Genomic DNA, 17,855 nt, shown 5'->3' with positions numbered 1-17,855 from the left:
AGTCAGCGGCGTATGAAACTCGGAATTGTCCTCGTCAAGGCGCACTGCCACGCGCAGCGCTATGCCGCACGGATCCAGGGGCACGGCGACGACTCGGTGCACGAGACGCTCCCCGACAAGATGAAGAAGGCCGTCCCCGCCGAGGAGTCCGACGGCGACGAGGACGTCATCGTCTACGACAACTCCGATCGGGTGCTTCGGGATATGGACACATAGGGCGTCGATATGGTCGTCCTGCTCCCGAGTTTCGGGATGACCACCCCGATCAATAAACAAATTATCGACGAGATCCCCGACACGTTCATCGCGGCCGCTGCCTCGGTGCAGACGAACAAGAAAGCGCTCTGCGGCGAGGGAGCGTGGTCATAGGAAACCGCAGCCGCGGAGCTCGACGAGTGATGCCTCGAGAGTGACGAACTCGCGCGCGACCAGCGGCCACGGAATTCTCACTTCTGCGACGAACCACTGCTGTGAACGGCCACGAACGAACTGGACCGGCAGGGAGCCCGTTCGACGACCGAGTGGACTGGTGAACAATACTATCAGATACTATTATAATAAAATAATTTGACTATATTTTCCTGCAGTATTTCGAGTTCACTTTTTATCTGATAGAGGCTCGTATAACATATTCATTTTGTTAAAATAATTGATATCAATTGAAAAGTGTAACTTATAGTATTTCTCGAAACAGTCCGATGGGCACTGAAGCGACCGTCGGTGCTGTCACATCGTCCGGCGGTCCCAACGGTAACGTCTAAGAGGGAGACAGCGGAACCGTAGTTCACGGGCCCTTAGCTCAGTCTGGTTAGAGCGCTCGGCTCATAACCGAGTGGTCGATGGTTCGAATCCGTCAGGGCCCATCAGAGTGTCCGAGCGACAGCGAGGATCGAATCTGTTCCACTGACGGATCCGAAACAGGGAGCGGCGTTGCTGCGACCGTGGTTCGAATCCGTCAGGGCCCATCGGAAACCCGCCGATTTGTAGCGGGTGTCGGCGGTCTGAATCGTGTGCCTCCCGGCTCAGTCGTCGATCCCGCCGACTCGTTCGACGGCTCGGATCAGCCCGTGCGGATCAGTCGAGGTTACGACGAGCGTTCGCCCGCTTTCTCGCTCGATTCGAACGGCTTCTGTCCCTTCGACGATGTAGCCGAGGGGATCGTCGAATCGAACGCCCCAGCGATAGAACGTGGGCTGGAGTCGCACGCCGACGCCACCGAACTCCTTCATCGGGGAGATCTCCGTGGCGGTGATCGAAGCCACGTCTGCGTAGGGGACCGTCCGCGTGCGGAGGTGAAACGGCCACAGGCGCAGTCGCAGGGCGGTATCGCGGACTTCGATTCGAAGGTTCGCGCAGTAGAATAGAACGAACGGTCCGGAGACGAGTGCGAGAATGATCCCGATCCACAGCGGGACGTTGGTGCCGGCGTCGGCGTCGGTGGCAACGGCCGTAATACCTACCACTGCGGCGGGAACGCCGCTGATCACCAGCAGTGCCCACAGCCAGGTCTGCCGGAAGTACTGGGTCTCTTCGTAGTACGTCGTCGGAGCCACAGTGAGAACTACAGAAGGGGCAGTGAAAAAACCGGTTCGGCCGGTGATGCTTATTCGGTGGTGTCACCAAACGAACCGGTGGAGGGCCGTGGAACGTCGTTCGCGACAGAGTACGGTCCGCTGCCCGTGCCACACTGCGTCGGCGAGGAGCCGAAAAGACGGGTGTTTTATTGTGTAGAAACAGTACGTCTACGTGTCGTCTATTATGAAAGACAGATTTAGCGACACATCTCGGCGAAGCGTCCTGAAAACTGGCCTCGGCATCGCCGGGGTTGCGGGCCTCGGTAGTATCCTTTCAGTCCCGGTGGGTGCAGTGACAACCGTCTCCGGAGGCGGGGCCGCCCTCCAGAACGCGGTCGACGCTGCGAGTGACGGTGAGACGCTCGTCGTGACAGATTCGACGACGTACGATCCGGTCACCGTCGACATCGGTGTCACGATTGAGGCGTCCGGGGATCCGACGATCGAAGGAGACGGAGATACTGGTGCCGCAGTCAGCATCGAGGCTGACGATGTGACAGTGAAGGGCTTCACCGTAACGAATCCCGATGGCCTCCTCGGAATCAAGATTCAGACGGGGTACGACGGTGCTACCATCGAGAACAACACCATCGAAGACGTCGGCCCGACCGGCAGGCTAGGTGTGACTGGGATCGTTGTCGGGCAGGGAGATCACGACGATATCGAAATCACAAACAACGTCATCCAGGGCCTCGATCAGGAGACGACCGACGACTCGGGGTTCCCGACTGTCAACGGCATCCTGTTCGACGCAAACAACTCCGACCCGGGGACGATTACGAATACAGCCGTCAACAACAACACGATTCGCGATGTGGAAAGCGATATTGCGCCACTCGGTATCGTCGTCCAACACGAGACGGACGGTGTCGCGATCAACAACAACGAGATTCGGGATCTGGTCGCCGCTGATGACACCGATTCGGATCCATCAGATGATACCGATTTCAGCTTCACGTTCGCACAGGGGATCAACATCGCCTCGCCGTCGACGACCGACACAGTCGTCAACCACAACGTAATCGAGAATATCACCAGCGCCGAAACGATTCTGGCCGAGGCAGTCAAAATCGATGGGGACGGTGGCGGCGTCGCATTCCGAGCGAACCAATTCCTCGTCGCCGTCGGGGTCAACAACCGGAACGGAACTGACGGCGGCAGTCGGGACCCGTCAGACGACCCCGTCGTCGACGCGAAGAACAACTACTGGGGAAGTCCGGACGGCCCCGAGAAAGCAGCGTTCAATCAGGATGCCGACGACGACAGTCGGAGTGACGTGGTCGGGAACGTCGACTTCGACCCGTTCCTTCGCAACCCACCCGGTCCCAAGGGCGGCGGCAACGGAAACAGAGGCGGCAATGGAAATGGAAACTCGAACGGCAACGGAAACGGAGGCGGCAATGGAAACTGATCTCGGGTAGCACAAAGTGCAGTTGGTCGGATCCTTGTCGGACCGAGACGGCGGCGGGGGTAGCCAACTGTTCGTTCGATAGGTGGCTCAGAACGCTGACGTCATAAAATGAACGCAGAGTGGCGCTCCACGCGCCGCTCACACGCGGAAATGTGCTTCCTGGGGACCGACGGCTTCGAGTTGTTCAAGCATCCCGAGTCGGTCTTCTTCGACCCAGATCTCGGCGATTTTGTCGTCTTCGATCCGGTATATTGCGGTCCCACTCCAAGAAGTTTTGTGCCCGGTGGGTTCGACGTCCCTGTATTCTCCCGTGTGGGTACCGTAGACCGAGTACCGGACGGTGACGAGGTCGTCCTCGGCGATAATGTCCTCGGCGGTGCCGGAGTAATCGGGGAACGTCTCGAAGTGTGCTTCGAGGAAGTCGATAATCTCGTCCGTTCCGCGCAGTTCTTCGTGTGCGCCGTGTTCGACGACGTCGTCGGCCAACATCTCTCTCATCCTCTCGTGGTCGCGGTCGTTGAACGCGTCGAGATACTCCCGTACAAGCGCTTTGTTCTCGTCCCTTGCGGAGGTCATCTGCAGTAGAAATTTACATATTATTAATAATAACAATTCATTGAAGAAGCAAATATTGCTGCAAAAAGGTTTCGAAGAGGGGAGGCTTCTCGAGACTCGGTGACTGTGCGTCCCGTTCGTCGTGCTGCCGGACGGCGTGGTCGAAGAAAGATCCAAACTGACCGAGGCCGTACACATCAGTATGAGTAGTGACAAGAACGTTGGTGGCCGTGACCGACTCCTCCGAGCGGTTCTCGCAATGGTGCTGACTGTCGTGTCAGTACGCTCGATGCAGAAGAACAGCGTGACAACTGGCCTCCTCGCCGGACTCGGTGCGCTCGGACTCGGATTCAACGCCGTGACGTGCGTCTGTGGGATGAACAGAGCTCTCGGTATCGATACGACCAAAGACCAATGACGGCGTGAGTCTCGCGGGTCCTGCCCCATTTTGCCGACCCTGGGAAGTTGCCGCTGCGACAGCCGAGGGACCGGAGGGCCCCAAATGGCGGATTGCGAACTCGGCTTGAAGATGTCCGGAGTGATGAGTATAGAAGGGTCCCGGTCTCGATGGCCGGCCCTCAACTCGGGACGGTCATATACGTCTCCCTCGACGGAGACAGACAGGGAGCACGGTCGCAGTGGATAGTTCAAGCGTGTTACGATAGCCGATAAGCAGTAAGATGTCTCTGAGAGGATTCAGGAGCACACAGACTCGGTCACCCCGCCGAAATCTCAGCAGGGATCGGTTAATCTGGAGGTCGCACGTCCGCGGACTATAGTGGTTCTCTCTGTGGAATCCTGAGCGTTACGCTCGTCTCCGCGTCTGCCGTTTCCGCTGTGATGTCGCCGCCGATTTCTCGAATCATCGTTCGAACGAGCCAGACGTCGACTCCCTGTGCGTGTGTGAGCGCTGTTTCCTCACCAGCGTCGAGCACGTCAATTTCTGCCTCGGTCAACCTGGAACCGGTAATGAGGAGTGTGACCTCGATCCAGTCGTCGGATGTGTCCGATAGCAACACCTCGACCGAGGCGTCCCGGTCTGTTGACTGATCGACAGCGATCGGAATCAGCGTCGTTACCGCATCTTCGAGGATACGGGGAACCCAGACAGTTGACGAGTCAGAGACGGTTGACTCCACAGTCATCGTGGACTCGACTCCCCGGCCCCACTCTGTCAGATGCTCCGTAACCGACTGTACCTCAGTTATCGGTCGATCGCCCATCGTCGAATTAGCGAGTTGTCGAATCTGTCTCACCCCATCGGTCATCGCTTCCCATTCGTCGACGACGTGTTTGATCCGATCGAGATGCGACAGTCTCGTCTCGGCGTTTTCTTCCTCGGCGAGAATTTGGGCCCACCCACGAACCTTGTTGAGGTCGTTTCGCACGTTGTGGCGCATAACTCGCTCTAGCATCGACATATGCTGTTCTTGCTGGCTTTGATTCGTAATCACTCGGCCTTCGACGACGAGCAGTGTCACCTCGTCAGCCTCGTTCGTGACGGGCTTGACTGAGAAATCGATCGTTTCGAGTCCTGCGGTCCCCCGGACGTCGGTCTCGTACCGAACGAACTCTCCGGCGGCCGCCGCGTCGAGTGCGTCGCGAAGTCGATCCTGTACCGCCGCCGAGTGGGTCCACCACGAGGCCTCGTCGAACGGTTCCCCGATGATCGCCTCCCGGTCGAACCCGCCGAACTCGAGCGCGGCGTCGTTGATTTTGACTGCTGTTCCGTCCGGTTCCAACAACCCCGTGAAACTGAACGTGCCGTTGAACAGCGCTTCTAGTCGACGATTCCGTTCGTTCGTCGTCGTCACGTCACGGAGATACAACAGCATCCCGTCGATGGCGTCGTCGTCGAGCATATTTCGACAGCGGAGTTCCATCTCGCGCCATCCACCCTCTTCGGATGCGAGCCGCGCGTCGATCTGGAAGGTCGCGTCGGAGTGCGTAGTGCCGGTAAAGAAGGCTTCCATCGCCTGGTTTCGATCATCTGGATGGAGTTGATCGAAGAGGTTCACCCCGGTGAGATCGTCGGAGTCGTAGCCGAGAACTCGGTCTGACGACCTGCTGGCGTACGTAACCGTTCCGTCGGAGTCGAGAATCGTCACTACGTCGTCAGACTCTTCGACGAAGCGCTCGGTGCGGCGCTGCTGACGCCGTTGCTCCGTCATATCACGGACGATCTGGGCGTACTGTAGTTCACCATCGTCGCTTTCTAAGGCTGCGTACCGGACGTCAGCGTAGAACGCTGATCCATCGGCTCGGACGCGCCAGCCCTCGTCGCTGGCCTCGCCGGCATAGCGGGCCTGGCCGAGTAGTCGGTCTGGAAGCCCCGTCTCGCGGTCGGCAGCGGGGTGGAGATCAGCCATTGGCATCCCGACAGCAGTGGCACTGTCGTACCCGAAGAGGTTCCCCGCACCGTCGTTCCACGTCTGGATCGTTCCGTCGTTGTCCACGAGGAGGAAGGCGTACTCGTCGGTGCTTTCGATCAGCAGTTCGAACCGTTCGCGCTCCGCGCGCAGTTCGCGTTGGCTATCACGCACCGTCGTGACGTCCTGCTGGATGCCGACGTGGTTGACAAGCTTACCGGTGTCGTCGTATACCGGCGTCACTGAGAGGCGGTTCCAGAACTGTTCGCCGTCCTTCCGGTAGTTTCGCAGCAGGACGGTGATGGATTCGTTGGTGGCGATTGCCTCACGCAGGTCGTCGAGCGCGGACTGGTCTCTGTCGTCGGCCTGGAGGAACCGACAGTTTCGCCCGAGGGATTCCGAACGGCTGTAACCGGTCTGTTCGACGAAGCCGTCGTTCACGTACACCAAGGGGTTGTCCTCGGCGGTCGGGTCGCTGATGGTAATTCCGACCTTCGCTTCGTCCATCGCCCGCTCTTTGAGTTTGAGATCTCGCTTCCGAGCGCGACGCTCAGTGATGTCAGAAACGGTGGCAACCATCCCGATGTTCTCGGCCCCGGCGGTCATCTGAATGGTCGTGATATCGAAGTGCCGAATCGATCCGTCGATTTCGACAGTGACGGTGTCGTTCTCGTCGGTGTCGAGCGGTTTGAACGCCTGTTCGAAGGACTCGATCGTCGGACATTCGATATCGAGGGCCGACTGCAGTCTCTGTGCTTGCTTGTTCACCTCAACGAGATTGTCTGAGGTGTCGTACACGAACGTCGCCTTATCGGCTTCCTCGAAGAACTTCGAGCGGGCAGACTGCTCGACTTTGCGAAACGGTTCCTCGACGAACACCAACACCCCGAGCAGAAACGCAGTCACGCCGATGGGCTCGAAACTCAGGCCCAGAAGGATGGGTGGCAGTAGCTCGCTCGGGAGTGCCTGGACGGCCACGCGCGGCACGACAGGGAACAGCGACAGCACCGCGAGTCCGGCGAGACTCGCTGTCTGCGACGAGGACTCTCGAAGCGTCCCGAGTAACCAGTAGAAACTGATCGCTACCAGGGTGTACGTGAGCGAGAACGAGACCCAGTAGAACAGTCGTGGTTCGACCACGAGATGTGGATACGGGCTCTGCTGGAGTTGCGTCGAGACGTAGAGGCCGTACAGTGGGTTCGTGAGTTTGACCGCGATGAGTCCGACGTAGACGACGATAGCGAGCGCACGATAGCGTCGATTTCGGTGGTACGAGCGGCCGGTGTACGCGGCAATAAAGTACACCCACGCACCGACACCGGTGAGTCCCCAGATCAGGCCGCCGATGTAGAGGGCACTGCTGAGTCTGCCGTCAGCGGTCAGCAGGCCAAGTGCTTGGAAGGTGAGCCACAGCCCGTTGGTGATGAGCACGGCTCTGAGCCCGAGTTGGGTGTCGCGTCCTTGCAGGCGTGACCCGGAGGCTGCTCCGGTGAAGCACCCGATTGCGATGAGCACGAACACCGAGAAGGTCCCCCAGATGACCGGCTCGGAGCCCCCAAACGAAACCAGCGGTACACTGCGTGGATTGATAATAAGCACACAGGTGCAGGCGTTATTATACCTTTGTATGTCGTATGATCTCCACTAATGAGCGGCCACACTGTGGGCATACACTGGAACCTCTGTCGGCCCGAACGACTCCCGTGTGAGGACTGATCGAGTGCCACAATCTGTAATCAAATGTCTCGTCCAAACTGGAAAGCGTATGTCTCGCAGTATCCGTAGCAGGCGCAGCGCCGTTCACCCGGTAAACCCCGTGATGTCGGGTCGTGAACCCGCCGCGACGCGACGGAGTTTTGATGACGACTCACATATGTGAGCGTATGCCGGAAATCGATGTCGGCGAACTGCTGCCGAACGAGCGCGTACAGCAGTCCGTTCTCGACGGAGACGTGACACAGTTGACCCGTGGAGCGGGCAATCGCTACGCGAGCGAGGGCGACACCTTCGAGATTGACAGCGAGACGTTCGAGGTGACGAGCGTCGAACACCGGACGCTGGGCGACTTCACCGACGCCGACGCAAGGCGGGAGGGATCGGAATCACTGGCGGCCTACAAACAGCGGATGCAGCACGTTCACCCGGGCAACTTCGAGTGGGACGATAGCGACGAGGTACTGACGTATCAGTTCGAGAAGCGCGAGTGAAGTAGCAGAACGGAGCGGCCGCGACGGGTGGTGAGTATCTCCGAGAACCGAAGTGCTCACTCGCCGCCGTCAGTGACGATCTCGACGTCCTCGGCTTCCTCCATCTCGGTGAAGCCGGGATCCTCTTCCGCTTCGTCCTCAGTCGTATGCTCTGCGAGCAGTTCTTCGAGCGATTCGTGTGTCGATTCGCGCGAGCGGTCACTGTAGTGGCACATCGCCCAAACGTTTGAAGGGTGTGCTAACAATTAACGCTTATTGCCGATTGAGGCCGTCGGGACCGGGGCCGGTCTCAGCCCAGCGAGATGTCCAGATACAGCATCACGACGACCCCGGCAATCGTCCCGAGGGTTGCAATGCGTTCGTGCCCGCCGGTGTGAGTCTCTGGAACGATCTCGTCGCTGATGACGAACAGCATCGCGCCGGCGGCAAACCCCATCGCATACGGGAGCAGTGCTGAAATCGTCTGGACCGCGTACGCGCCGAGGACCGCTAACGGAATCTCGACGAGTCCCGAGCGGATCCCGGTGAAGACGGCGTACGCGCGGCGATCGAGGCCGGCGTTGATCGCCGCAATCGAGACCGCGAGGCCCTCGGGGATGTTCTGAATCCCGATTGCGAGCATCAGCGGAATCGCCCCAGCGATGTCGCCGCTGCCGAAGCCCACGCCGACAGCGAGTCCCTCTGGCATATTGTGGAGCGTGATCGCGAGCACGAAGAGGACCACTGGGGCCAGTCGATCATCGACTGGCAACGACTCACTCGGGTCGGCGGCGTCGTCCCGGCGGCGACCCGTCAGCAGAAAGTGTGCGTGCGGCACGAGTCCGTCGGACCGGTCCAGAAAGAGCGCACCCAGCACGACGCCGAGGAGGACGGGAATCGGGTTGCCGCCGGCGTATGTCTCGATACCGGGGATGATGAGGCTCGTGAAACTGGCCGCGAGCATTACCCCCGCAGCGAACCCGAGCGCGCCGTCGAGCGCCCGTTTGGAGGGATCTCGCCAGACGAAGATGAGCGACGCGCCGAAGAGATTCAATCCAGCGATGACGAGCCCTCCGACGAGACCGTGGACGACTGGATTCGAGCCGAACCACCGGACGAAGACCGACTCGATCATCGTCGCGACCCCGCGTCGGCTGTTCGCCCCACGACGAGTCGGGAGGACGTGCGGAGACTCCGGGGAGGGTCAGTCCCAGAGCGCGGACACACCCACCACTGATGCATACCGACCGACGTTCCCAGAGGGGCTTATAATGCCGGGGCACCGCATCGGCTCGTCGTGAGGCCATCGCAGCGTCCCACAAGACCTAATCGGACGGGTACGGAAGAGCGATTGTGAGCGGTACCCAGGGAAAACGCCCGTGGTTGGCGGCGCTGCTCGGGACGCTCGCGACGGGGCTCGGTCACTTCTATCTCCGTCGATGGGGACGCGGGCTTGGGTGGTTCGCTCTCGCCGTGCTCGTCTCGCTTCTTTTTGTGCCTGCGGACGCCGCACAGGCATTCCTCAACGGCAGTGGCGATCCTGTGACCCTGCTGCCGGTGTTCGCCATCGGCGTGGCCAGCGTCGCCGATGCGTACCTGCTCGCGCGTCGCACTCGGACCCACGCAAAGGAGGCCTCTGGACTGACAGGTGCGGAGACACCACTGGAAGCGGAGGAGAGACAGTCGGGAGGCGTCGAACGACCAGCCAGCCGCGATGGTTCGCCGACGTCGCCGGATTCGGTCGACTCCACAGAGCCGGCCGACGTGAGCTCCTGTCCGAACTGCGGAAAGGAACTCGATCCCGACCTCGACTTCTGCCCCTGGTGCACGGCCCGGTTGGAGTGGCGTCGACGACGGGGTGAGTGACGCCAAACCGAGCGGTGCCGACAGAAGCGGCCACTCACCCGATGGTCAGTGCGTGCAACCGCCGGACGGTCACTCCTCGGTCGGGTACCCGCTGAACTCGTCGACCGGCATCACCGAGTAGTCGACGCTCAGCGTGTCCTTCGTCGCACGGATCTTGCCGACGAACGTCGAGATATCAGCCAGTCCGCCCTCCAGGACGAAGAGTTCCATACAGCGATGTTCGCCGACGTGGCTGTGGAAGTTCGAGGCGACAAGCGACTCGTACTCGTGGCGGAGACTCATCATTCGCTCTTCGACGTTCGTGGTCTCATAGTCGAAAACGACAGTCACCACGGCCATCAACTCGCGGTCTTCGAGTCGCTTGTCTTCGAACTCCCCGAGGAGGTTCCGCGAGGCCTCGCGGACGACCTCGCTCCGTCCGGTGTAACCGTGCTCCTCGGCGAACGTGTCGATACGCTCGACCAACGCTTCCGGCATCGAGACGCTGACGACGGTCATATATTAACCCGGGCCGAGAAGGATATTAATTTGTGGGGGTCCGCACCGACGACCCGGGCGTTAGGCGTCGATGCCGACGACCCGAAACGCAGTGTACGGCACGAGATAGCCGAAACTGTATCCCAGAAAGTGCACGAAGACGTTGAGGACGCTGCCACCCGAAGCAGTGGGTTGTGGGAACCCGATCACGAGCAGGAGGACGAACAGCAGGCCGCCGAATCCGACGAGCGGGGAAATCGCGTCGGTGAGCAGCCAGTCGCGCTCGCGGAAGCGGGTGAAGACCACGCTCAGCAGCACCACGGCCGCGCTCACGCTGAAGAGACCCGACGCGGCGAACTCGCTACGCCGTGCCGGGAGTTCCGAGAGCACTGCGGGGCCGAGACGGAGGACGACCGTCGCGGTCCCGACGAAGAACGCGACCGGGAGGAGCACGTTTCCGATCTCGCGTGTGTCCGGGCGTTCAAGTTCGAACCGGGCGACGACGACGTGCGGCAGATATCCCACGAACGCGAGGTTGATCCCCGAGAAGCCCAGTCCGATCCGGGGACGGGGAAACAGCACGTTCAGCGCAGAGAAGACGAACGGGAAGACGGCGAGAATCGTGAACGCGACCAGATAGAACTCCCGTCGCCGACCGTTCCGAACGCTGACGGCGGCGACGAACGGGACGACCAGAAGAAAGACCACGAGGTTCGTCAGCAGGTGCGTAGAATCGAGGTGCACGAAGTGAGCGGTGTACGCGGTTACGACAGTGGGGTCGAGATACGAGAGCGTGAACGACCGCTTGACCGCCTCCGGGAGCAGAAACACCCCGATCAGCACGAGTGGAACCACAGCGACGAACGCGACGTCGAGCGGGGAGATGCGCTGCCCGATGGCCGATCCCGTATCTTTCGATTGCCCGGCGGCCGACCCTGTCTCTGGTGTCTCCCCGACGGCCGATCCTGTCTCTGACGACTCCCCGCCGTCGTCCGTCTCGCTGTCGACGGACCGCCAGGAAGGCTCGTTGTCTCGGGGGTGATAACTGGCCATACTCGGTGTAGTGAGCCGTCACGGCGATCAGCACTATGATCCCGCAACCTTCGGCCCGTGTTTCTGTTGTGTTGAATGAGACAGTTCGTCGATATGTAGTTTCCCCCTCGAGTATCAGATCAGATAGCGTTCGGCGGTTCTCTTGAACCGTAGCGACAGCCACAGACTCGATGGAATCGACAACATCGACGGAAGTGAGATGAGCGCTATCGGGACCGATCGGTTGCGATGCGTGGTTACCCGTACGTCGAGCGCATCGTTTTGATCAAGACGCCGTCGCGGCGGAAGACGACGTAGACGACCAGGAACGGTTCGTCGGCCGGGCGCAGGACGAACACTGCTCGCGGCTGCTCGGGTTCCGGCGGTACCGACTCGCCCTCGTCGGCGCGCCGGATCAGTGGTTCCAACGGTCGCATTCCGTTCCGGAACTCCTCGAACAGGTCCTGAGCGCCGGACTGCTTCGCGAATACGTACAACGCCCCGTTGGGCTCACCGTCGGTGCTTTTCGTCACGCGGCCGTGCATCGGGGCATTGTCGCCCTCGGCGACCATCCAGGTCTCCTTGGCTGCCTCGAAGAGCCCCGTCACGCCGTCGTAGAACTCGAAGACCGTCTCGGCGACGACGTCGACGGCAACGAACTGCGGGTCGCTGTCGGTCCACTCAAGCGTGGCATCGACGAGCATCCCCGCTTGGAGTTCCTCGACAGCGTCTGCGACGTCCCCGTCGGTCGAGCCGGTGTCGACGTACGTTGGTTCGTACGCGTCCAACGGATGGTCGCCGTCGTCGTCGACCGAGATCAAGAGCAGTTCGTCCGGGTCGCGCGGCCGACCGAGTACGCGGTAGCGGCCGTCTGTGGTCATGTCCATTGGTGATCACCGAGAGATGCCGCCGGCATCGTCGTCGGTCACGGCGGCGACCTCTGCCGGCGTGACGACGGCCACGTCGCCTTCGACAGTGCGCTTCAGCGCGGCCGTCGCGGCCGCATACGCCAGCGCGTCGCCGACCGATCCGGCGTCGGGCCCGAACCGTTTGGCGAGGTAGCCGCCGACGAACGCGTCGCCGGTGCCGATCGGGTCGTGCGTGTCCGCGTCGTAGACCGACTGTTCGAACACCTCACTGTCGTGGACGGCCACCGAGCCGGCTTCGCCGCGCGTGAGAACGACCGTCTCGAAGTCGAAATCAGAGCGGAGGCCGTTGGCCACCTCGACCGGATCGCCCTCGCGACCGAGACAGGCCGCCACGTCGCGCTCGGCCGCGAACAGCAGGTCGATGTGGGGAAATAGCGATTCGTAGGCCTCGCCCGCCTCCTCGGGCGTCCACAACTTCGACCGGTAGTTCAGATCGAACGCGGTCGTCACGCCGGCCTGCGTCGATGCGCCGAGTACCGCCGCTGTCGTCTCTGCGAGCGTCGGCGAGAGCGCCGGCGTGATTCCGCTCGTGTAGAAGATCGAGGCGTCTTCGAGCGCGGTCGTCGGCAGTTCGTCTGGCGTCGCCGCCGTCACCGACGCCCCGGCGCGGTCGTAGATCACGTCGCTTCCGCGAGGGTCGCCCCCGTGTTCGAGGTAATAGGTCCCGAGTCGGGCCTCCGGCCGCCGATCCCACGCGACTGCCACGTCGACGCCGTGGCTGCGGAGTTCGGAGACGACGCGGCGGCCGAGCGGGGAGTCCGGGAGTTTCGAGAGCCACGCGGTGTCACAGCCGAGTCGTGCGGCCGCCACTGCGACGTTGCTCTCTGCACCGCCCACGTGCGCATCGAGTTCGCGCGTCCGTTCGAGGCGCTCGCCCCGGGGCGGCGAGAGTCGAAGCATCGTCTCGCCGAACGTCACGATGTCGGACATACTCGGTCGTTCGCCCAGGGAGTACATAAGACCGCTTGTCGGGGTCGGAGCCGACCGCACTGGGTCAGTCAGTCGTGTCGGCCGTAACCCCCGGTGCCTCGAAGAGTGCCGGATACGCGACGCTGTCGGCGACGGGGTCGTCGTCGGCCGGATCCGCGCCGAAGAGTTCGCCAACTGATCGCTCGGGAGCCGCGCAGTACTCGTCGAACGGGCCGAACACGCTGCTGTTTTCGAGTTGGATCCCCTCGAACGTCACGACGGCGTCGACCGAGCGTGTCTCGCGGTCGTCGAGAATCGAGACGCTTCCGAACCGGTCGAACGTCGTAGAGAGCGGTGGGGCGTCGCCGAGGCACGTGTCCGGGTCGTCCATTCGTTCGAAGGTCGCCCCCGAAGCCGAGAGGGCGAGGGTGCTGGACGGCATCACTGCAATCTCGTGTGGCGTCCGATCCTGGACCGGTTCTTCGAGCCGGTCGAGCATCGAGTGGGCGCCCTCGGCGACCGCGCGCTGATCAAGCACGCCGGCGTCGATCAGATCGCTGATGCTCTCGGTCTGTGCGAGCAGATCCGGGTCGAGCCGGTCGGGGTTCTCGATCGGAAGGTGTCGGTATGGGCCGTCAGTCCACGTCAGGTTCTTCCGGAGTGCCTCGTGCCGCTGTTCGAGATTCTGTCGCTGCGCACGAAGAGAATCGAGCGTCTCTCGAACCTCGCGTCGGCGCTCGTCGAGTGCCTCCAGCGTGCCACGGAGTGCGGTTTCGACGTCGCGCAGTTCGTCTGCGGCCTCGTCGTGCACCCGTCGCAGACGCGCGTACTCGTCCCGAAGGGTCGCGAGTTCCGAGCGTCGCGTGGCGGCTTGCTCACGCTGGGATTCGATGATCTGACGGCGACGCACGCGGATCGGCAGAAGTTCGTCTACGGTGCGATCGAGCAGCGACTGGCGCTGTCGCAGGAGCGGGGCGAGCGTCCGGTCCCACAGGTCGATCGGGTCGGCGTCCTCGCGGAGTGCGTCGTCGTCGACGAGTTCGCGGGCCAGTCGGTCGATCCGATCCGGGAACGGATGCTCGGCCAGCGCTGCTTCGAGTCGCGCGCGCGTCTCCTGGGCCACGAGGAGGGTTGCAATCGCGTCCGGATCCGGATTCACATCGGCGTCGTGAGCCAGATCCACGTGCGGAAACTCGCCGAAGGCGTCCCGGACCTCGGCCACGGCGGAGTCGAGTGTCAGATCCGCCTCGGGGCGCGAGAGTTCTTCGGCTCGTGTGCCGGCGACGTCGGCTGCTCGCTGGGGGACGAACAGTTCGTCGATACTGCCGTCAGGAGAGCGGTTGCGCAGACGATCCACCGCGCGGTAGGCCGCGTCGAGTGAAGCCGCCGCCGCATCGTGGTGGTCGATCCGCTCTCTGGTCGCGCCGGTTTCTACGCGCGTATCGACGTATTCGGTAATCTCGTCGAGCGGAATCTCGACTCCGTCGGCATCGGCCGAGAACAGCGTGGCCCCAAACGCCCCGTTCTGCGCGGGGCCGCTGCCGAGGAGGGCCGGCTCCTGTGCCGACCTGACGATCAAATCGGCTACGCGGCGGTTCACTGCAGCCCGCGCGTCGGGATCGGCCGCCGCGCCCGGGGGCATCGGCAGGAGGCCGTACGCGTGGAGTGGACTCTGTGTGAGGGTGATCGTCTCGGTGCCGATGGTATCGGCGCCGGCCCGGACGGGCAGGTCGATCGGATAGTGATCCTCCTCGAAGCCGAGCAAAGCGCGGAGCTCGCGGAGGGTGGCGTAGGTGTTGTACGCGATCCGCCGATCGGCTGACGGTACGATGGTCTCGCCGAGTCCAGTGAGCAGATCGACCGATCCGAGGCCGAACAGCCAGGAGTCCGGCGGCGCACACTCGTCGAGTAGCGTCACGAGGAGCGGAACGAGGCCGGCGCCCGTCCCACCGCCAAGCGAACTCAGGACCCACACGTGATCGACGACCGGTTCGTCTGACTCCGTCGACTGATCGGCCGCGTCAGGGTCAAGCACGCCCGACAACGTATCGTAGACGTCGTCGAAGTTCGTCTCGCTATCGAGGTGGTACCGACCGACGGCCCGCTGCCGTGCCGTGCCGCCGCTCGGGGGAAGAGTGTCGTCGTCGGAGAGGTACCTGCGGGTGCTGCGGTCCATCTCGAACGACCGCTCCGGCGGATCCAGTCGGATGGTCTCGGCACGCTCGGGCGCCAAACGTTCGAGGTCCGCTGCCCGGGAGTCGATGACGACGTACTCGAACGCCGGCGCGGGATCGATTCGCTTGACGGCGTCCGCGACGGCGTTCAGCATCCGACAGCCTGCTTCTCCGACGCCGATGACAGTCACGGTTGTGGGATGCGGCGGCGACAGTGGGGCTCCACCGTTGGGCATATGCTGTCGTCATAGAGACAGTAAATAAACGTACGGCTCGGGGAGGGTAGTGGATCGACGTCTCGATCCCGGACCGATAAGAAATCGGCTTCTCGATTCCAAACGGCGACTTCGGGCGTCTCCAGTTCGACGGATGTCCAGACCCCGAGAACGAAACTCACGGTATACTACGGTACAGTGTACTGTCCCAGCGATGGCCGATACCACGTACGAATTCGTCGTCTTCGACGGGGACGAAACTCTCGTCGACGGCGACATCACCAGCGCACTCGCCGAACACGCGGGCGTCGCTGCGGAGGTCGAAGCCCTGAACGCGGAGGTTTGGGAGAGCGGCGTCGATCCGATGGAAGCGCTCGCAGAACGCATCTTCCCGCAGTTCGAGGGCGTGTCGACGGAGACGCTGAATCGACTCGTGCGGTGGCTCCAGTTCGCACCTGGCGCCGAGGCAGTAGCGCGAAACATCACGTGTCAGACAGCAATCGTCACGGCGCTATCGCCGCTTGCGAGTCACGTTGCGGACGAACTCGACCTCGACTGTGAGCGTGCGAACACGCCGGTCGCCACGGACGGCGTTCTCACAAGCGAACTCCACGGAGCGATCGTCGAACGCCGAACAGGGCCCGTGCTCGACGCCCTCGTGGCCGATCTCGGCATCGACCACGACCAGGTCATCGCCATCGGTGATGGCCCGCACGATGAGCCACTCTTCACCCGCGCCGGCTTTTCGATCGGTCTCGACCCGAAGCCGTCGGTCCAGGATATCCCCGACGTCGTCGTCAACGAACAGGACTTCCGCCGCACCGTTCCGTATCTGCAAGAACGGAGCGTCCTCGACACCAGAGCGCTGGACGAACTCTCTGCAGAGTGCTGATGTGGGGATTCGACCCGAGTGCGGGGCTGCCCCGAAGGGCAGTTGCCGCGGAGCAGGGATCACCGACGAGAGTCCCAGCGCGGGCGGGACAACGTGATCTGACCGGAAACCCCCGGTGGCTGGCGTGAGCCACTAGAACTGATCGAGAATCCGGTCGGCCGTACTCGTGGATCTGTCTGCCTCGGTCCGTCGCGTCTCCTCGTCGTTCCACGTCGTTTCGGGACGGCTCTGAAGAATGTAGAACCGCTTTTTATCATCGCCGTCCTCGATTGCCCACTCGATGTCCTGGGGCCGATCGTAATGCTGTTCGACGGCCTTTGCGAGGTCAGTCAGTTTGATGATCTCGTCGGCGGTCAGCGAGGGAACGTCCCGTTTGTCGTCCTCGACGGAGACCTTCTCCGTCCCAGCGTCTGTCGGGACCGTCATAACGTCCTTCTGTTGAACGTTGCGATCGACGATCTTGTAGACTGGCTTGTCGACGAGGAAGCTATCCGGGGTGACCGACCCGCTCACGACGGCCTCGCCGAGTCCCCAGTTGGACTCAATGCGGACTTTCGACTTGTCGCCGTTCGAGGGGTTCAACGTGAACATCACGCCGGAGGTCCGCGCGTTGACCATCTTCTGGATACCGACGCTAATAAGCACCTCGTCGTGCTTAAACTCGTACTCCTCGCGGTACGTAATCGCCCGCGCGGTGAACAGACTGGCCATACACGCTTTTGTCCGCTGTTTTACCGACTCAAAGTCGCTGACGTTGAGATACGTGTCCTGCTGGCCGGCGAAACTGGCGTCGGGCAGGTCTTCGGCCGTCGCCGACGAGCGAACCGCCACCTGCAGATCCGTCGCGCCGGTCTCAGAGTGGAGTTGCTCCCAGGCGGATCGCAGTTCGACCGAGAGAAACTCTGGGAACTCGGCGCTTTCGATGTGCTCGCGGATGTCTTCGCTGGCCGCGGCGACGGCGTTGTCGTCGTCGGTATCGACAGCGTGATTCAGATCCCCGAGAGCGCGTAACTGGCGCCGTCCACTCACATCGCTTTCACGTACTCTGTCACTCGAATCTCTCGCAGTGTTTTTTACTACTGCACAAATAAAGCGAGGAAACTATGTCTGACGATCTACTCACTGAAATCGACGCCCGCGACCTCATCCTCCTGCAGGCCCGAATCTCGAATCCCACGGCTCGAGTCGGGAACTCAGCAAGATTCTCGACGAGGAGTACGACATCTCGCTGTCGCACAACCACGTGAACACGCTCCTCCGGGAGAT

At 61.9% G+C, this 17,855-nt stretch carries 18 protein-coding genes and 1 tRNA gene; 8 read left to right on the top strand and 11 right to left on the bottom strand.

The window, feature by feature from the left end; all coding sequences use genetic code 11:
* Nucleotides 1-12: 12 nt before the first annotated feature.
* The 3 genes from ABEI27_RS08705 (at nt 13) to ABEI27_RS08695 (ending at nt 863) form a co-directional block, all read left to right on the top strand.
* The gene (locus tag ABEI27_RS08705; protein WP_375799011.1) at nt 13-216 is read left to right on the top strand and encodes a hypothetical protein; all 204 of its coding nucleotides are present in this window, start codon (nt 13-15) and stop codon (nt 214-216) included.
* Nucleotides 217-225: 9 nt separating this feature from the next.
* Nucleotides 226-369 carry a hypothetical protein gene (locus ABEI27_RS08700; protein ID WP_375799010.1) on the top strand — a complete coding sequence of 48 codons (144 nt, stop codon included), beginning with the start codon at nt 226-228 and terminating at the stop codon, nt 367-369.
* Between the two features lie 419 nt (nt 370-788).
* Nucleotides 789-863: transfer RNA gene (locus tag ABEI27_RS08695), tRNA-Ile, on the top strand.
* Between the two features lie 159 nt (nt 864-1,022).
* Here ABEI27_RS08695 and ABEI27_RS08690 read toward each other — a convergent pair.
* A complete protein-coding gene (locus ABEI27_RS08690) occupies nt 1,023-1,553 on the bottom strand; it encodes a hypothetical protein (RefSeq protein WP_375799009.1) in 531 nt (176 codons plus the stop codon).
* Nucleotides 1,554-1,758: 205 nt separating this feature from the next.
* Between ABEI27_RS08690 and ABEI27_RS08685 the strand changes: the two genes are divergently transcribed.
* Nucleotides 1,759-2,985, top strand: coding sequence for a nitrous oxide reductase family maturation protein NosD (locus ABEI27_RS08685; RefSeq protein ID WP_375799008.1), 1,227 nt, complete (start codon nt 1,759-1,761; stop codon nt 2,983-2,985).
* Between the two features lie 138 nt (nt 2,986-3,123).
* Here ABEI27_RS08685 and ABEI27_RS08680 read toward each other — a convergent pair whose 3' ends face one another.
* Nucleotides 3,124-3,561 carry an ester cyclase gene (locus tag ABEI27_RS08680; protein ID WP_375799007.1) on the bottom strand — a complete coding sequence of 146 codons (438 nt, stop codon included), beginning with the start codon at nt 3,559-3,561 and terminating at the stop codon, nt 3,124-3,126.
* A gap of 181 nt (nt 3,562-3,742) precedes the next feature.
* Here ABEI27_RS08680 and ABEI27_RS08675 point away from each other — a divergent pair, with 181 nt between their 5' ends.
* On the top strand, nt 3,743-3,958 hold the full coding sequence (locus ABEI27_RS08675; protein WP_375799006.1) for a YgaP-like transmembrane domain: 216 nt from the start codon (nt 3,743-3,745) through the stop codon (nt 3,956-3,958).
* A gap of 355 nt (nt 3,959-4,313) precedes the next feature.
* On the opposite strand, the gene ABEI27_RS08670 is transcribed toward ABEI27_RS08675, so the two are convergent.
* On the bottom strand, nt 4,314-7,430 hold the full coding sequence (locus ABEI27_RS08670) for a PAS domain S-box protein (RefSeq protein WP_375799005.1): 3,117 nt from the start codon (nt 7,428-7,430) through the stop codon (nt 4,314-4,316).
* Between the two features lie 362 nt (nt 7,431-7,792).
* Here ABEI27_RS08670 and ABEI27_RS08665 point away from each other — a divergent pair, with 362 nt between their 5' ends.
* A complete protein-coding gene (locus ABEI27_RS08665) occupies nt 7,793-8,116 on the top strand; it encodes an ASCH domain-containing protein (protein ID WP_375799004.1) in 324 nt (107 codons plus the stop codon).
* Between the two features lie 56 nt (nt 8,117-8,172).
* On the opposite strand, the gene ABEI27_RS08660 is transcribed toward ABEI27_RS08665, so the two are convergent.
* Both ABEI27_RS08660 and ABEI27_RS08655 read right to left on the bottom strand, forming a co-directional pair.
* Complete coding sequence (locus ABEI27_RS08660; protein ID WP_375799003.1) at nt 8,173-8,331, bottom strand: hypothetical protein; 159 nt, start codon at nt 8,329-8,331, stop codon at nt 8,173-8,175.
* Nucleotides 8,332-8,405: 74 nt separating this feature from the next.
* The gene (locus ABEI27_RS08655) at nt 8,406-9,230 is read right to left on the bottom strand and encodes a ZIP family metal transporter (protein WP_375799002.1); all 825 of its coding nucleotides are present in this window, start codon (nt 9,228-9,230) and stop codon (nt 8,406-8,408) included.
* Between the two features lie 218 nt (nt 9,231-9,448).
* On the opposite strand from ABEI27_RS08655, the gene ABEI27_RS08650 reads away from it, so the two are divergent.
* Nucleotides 9,449-9,961 carry a zinc ribbon domain-containing protein gene (locus ABEI27_RS08650; protein WP_375799001.1) on the top strand — a complete coding sequence of 171 codons (513 nt, stop codon included), beginning with the start codon at nt 9,449-9,451 and terminating at the stop codon, nt 9,959-9,961.
* A 69-nt stretch (nt 9,962-10,030) separates the two neighbouring features.
* Here ABEI27_RS08650 and ABEI27_RS08645 read toward each other — a convergent pair whose 3' ends face one another.
* The 5 genes from ABEI27_RS08645 to ABEI27_RS08625 form a co-directional block, all read right to left on the bottom strand.
* On the bottom strand, nt 10,031-10,459 hold the full coding sequence (locus ABEI27_RS08645; protein WP_375799000.1) for a CopG family ribbon-helix-helix protein: 429 nt from the start codon (nt 10,457-10,459) through the stop codon (nt 10,031-10,033).
* Between the two features lie 60 nt (nt 10,460-10,519).
* The gene (locus ABEI27_RS08640; RefSeq protein WP_375798999.1) at nt 10,520-11,491 is read right to left on the bottom strand and encodes a hypothetical protein; all 972 of its coding nucleotides are present in this window, start codon (nt 11,489-11,491) and stop codon (nt 10,520-10,522) included.
* A 236-nt stretch (nt 11,492-11,727) separates the two neighbouring features.
* The gene (locus ABEI27_RS08635) at nt 11,728-12,357 is read right to left on the bottom strand and encodes a DUF6663 family protein (protein ID WP_375798998.1); all 630 of its coding nucleotides are present in this window, start codon (nt 12,355-12,357) and stop codon (nt 11,728-11,730) included.
* A 6-nt stretch (nt 12,358-12,363) separates the two neighbouring features.
* A complete protein-coding gene (gene kdgK1, locus ABEI27_RS08630; RefSeq protein ID WP_375798997.1) occupies nt 12,364-13,329 on the bottom strand; it encodes a bifunctional 2-dehydro-3-deoxygluconokinase/2-dehydro-3-deoxygalactonokinase in 966 nt (321 codons plus the stop codon).
* Between the two features lie 64 nt (nt 13,330-13,393).
* A complete protein-coding gene (locus tag ABEI27_RS08625; RefSeq protein WP_375798996.1) occupies nt 13,394-15,718 on the bottom strand; it encodes a tubulin-like doman-containing protein in 2,325 nt (774 codons plus the stop codon).
* A gap of 193 nt (nt 15,719-15,911) precedes the next feature.
* Here ABEI27_RS08625 and ABEI27_RS08620 point away from each other — a divergent pair, with 193 nt between their 5' ends.
* The gene (locus ABEI27_RS08620; RefSeq protein ID WP_375798995.1) at nt 15,912-16,589 is read left to right on the top strand and encodes a haloacid dehalogenase-like hydrolase; all 678 of its coding nucleotides are present in this window, start codon (nt 15,912-15,914) and stop codon (nt 16,587-16,589) included.
* A gap of 132 nt (nt 16,590-16,721) precedes the next feature.
* Here ABEI27_RS08620 and ABEI27_RS08615 read toward each other — a convergent pair whose 3' ends face one another.
* On the bottom strand, nt 16,722-17,618 hold the full coding sequence (locus ABEI27_RS08615) for a PEP/pyruvate-binding domain-containing protein (RefSeq protein ID WP_375798994.1): 897 nt from the start codon (nt 17,616-17,618) through the stop codon (nt 16,722-16,724).
* Nucleotides 17,619-17,855 lie beyond the last annotated feature (237 nt).

This window comes from Halobellus sp. (genome assembly GCF_042218505.1).
Classification (GTDB): Archaea; Halobacteriota; Halobacteria; order Halobacteriales; family Haloferacaceae; genus Haloquadratum.
The sequence above is the reverse complement of the archived record's forward strand: the minus strand, read 5'-3'. Positions and strand labels throughout refer to the sequence as shown.

Excerpts from the sequence above, each read along its gene's own strand:
- ABEI27_RS08675 (WP_375799006.1), top strand. The coding sequence starts at position 3,743 with ATGAGTAGTGACAAGAACGTTGGTGGCCGTGACCGACTCCTCCGAGCG.
- ABEI27_RS08680 (WP_375799007.1), bottom strand. The coding sequence starts at position 3,561 with ATGACCTCCGCAAGGGACGAGAACAAAGCGCTTGTACGGGAGTATCTC.
- ABEI27_RS08705 (WP_375799011.1), top strand. The coding sequence starts at position 13 with ATGAAACTCGGAATTGTCCTCGTCAAGGCGCACTGCCACGCGCAGCGC.
- ABEI27_RS08635 (WP_375798998.1), bottom strand. The coding sequence starts at position 12,357 with ATGGACATGACCACAGACGGCCGCTACCGCGTACTCGGTCGGCCGCGC.
- ABEI27_RS08645 (WP_375799000.1), bottom strand. The coding sequence starts at position 10,459 with ATGACCGTCGTCAGCGTCTCGATGCCGGAAGCGTTGGTCGAGCGTATC.
- ABEI27_RS08625 (WP_375798996.1), bottom strand. The coding sequence starts at position 15,718 with ATGCCCAACGGTGGAGCCCCACTGTCGCCGCCGCATCCCACAACCGTG.
- ABEI27_RS08700 (WP_375799010.1), top strand. The coding sequence starts at position 226 with ATGGTCGTCCTGCTCCCGAGTTTCGGGATGACCACCCCGATCAATAAA.
- kdgK1 (WP_375798997.1), bottom strand. The coding sequence starts at position 13,329 with ATGTCCGACATCGTGACGTTCGGCGAGACGATGCTTCGACTCTCGCCG.
- ABEI27_RS08620 (WP_375798995.1), top strand. The coding sequence starts at position 15,912 with ATGGCCGATACCACGTACGAATTCGTCGTCTTCGACGGGGACGAAACT.
- ABEI27_RS08685 (WP_375799008.1), top strand. The coding sequence starts at position 1,759 with ATGAAAGACAGATTTAGCGACACATCTCGGCGAAGCGTCCTGAAAACT.
- ABEI27_RS08655 (WP_375799002.1), bottom strand. The coding sequence starts at position 9,230 with ATGATCGAGTCGGTCTTCGTCCGGTGGTTCGGCTCGAATCCAGTCGTC.
- ABEI27_RS08660 (WP_375799003.1), bottom strand. The coding sequence starts at position 8,331 with ATGTGCCACTACAGTGACCGCTCGCGCGAATCGACACACGAATCGCTC.
- ABEI27_RS08640 (WP_375798999.1), bottom strand. The coding sequence starts at position 11,491 with ATGGCCAGTTATCACCCCCGAGACAACGAGCCTTCCTGGCGGTCCGTC.
- ABEI27_RS08665 (WP_375799004.1), top strand. The coding sequence starts at position 7,793 with ATGCCGGAAATCGATGTCGGCGAACTGCTGCCGAACGAGCGCGTACAG.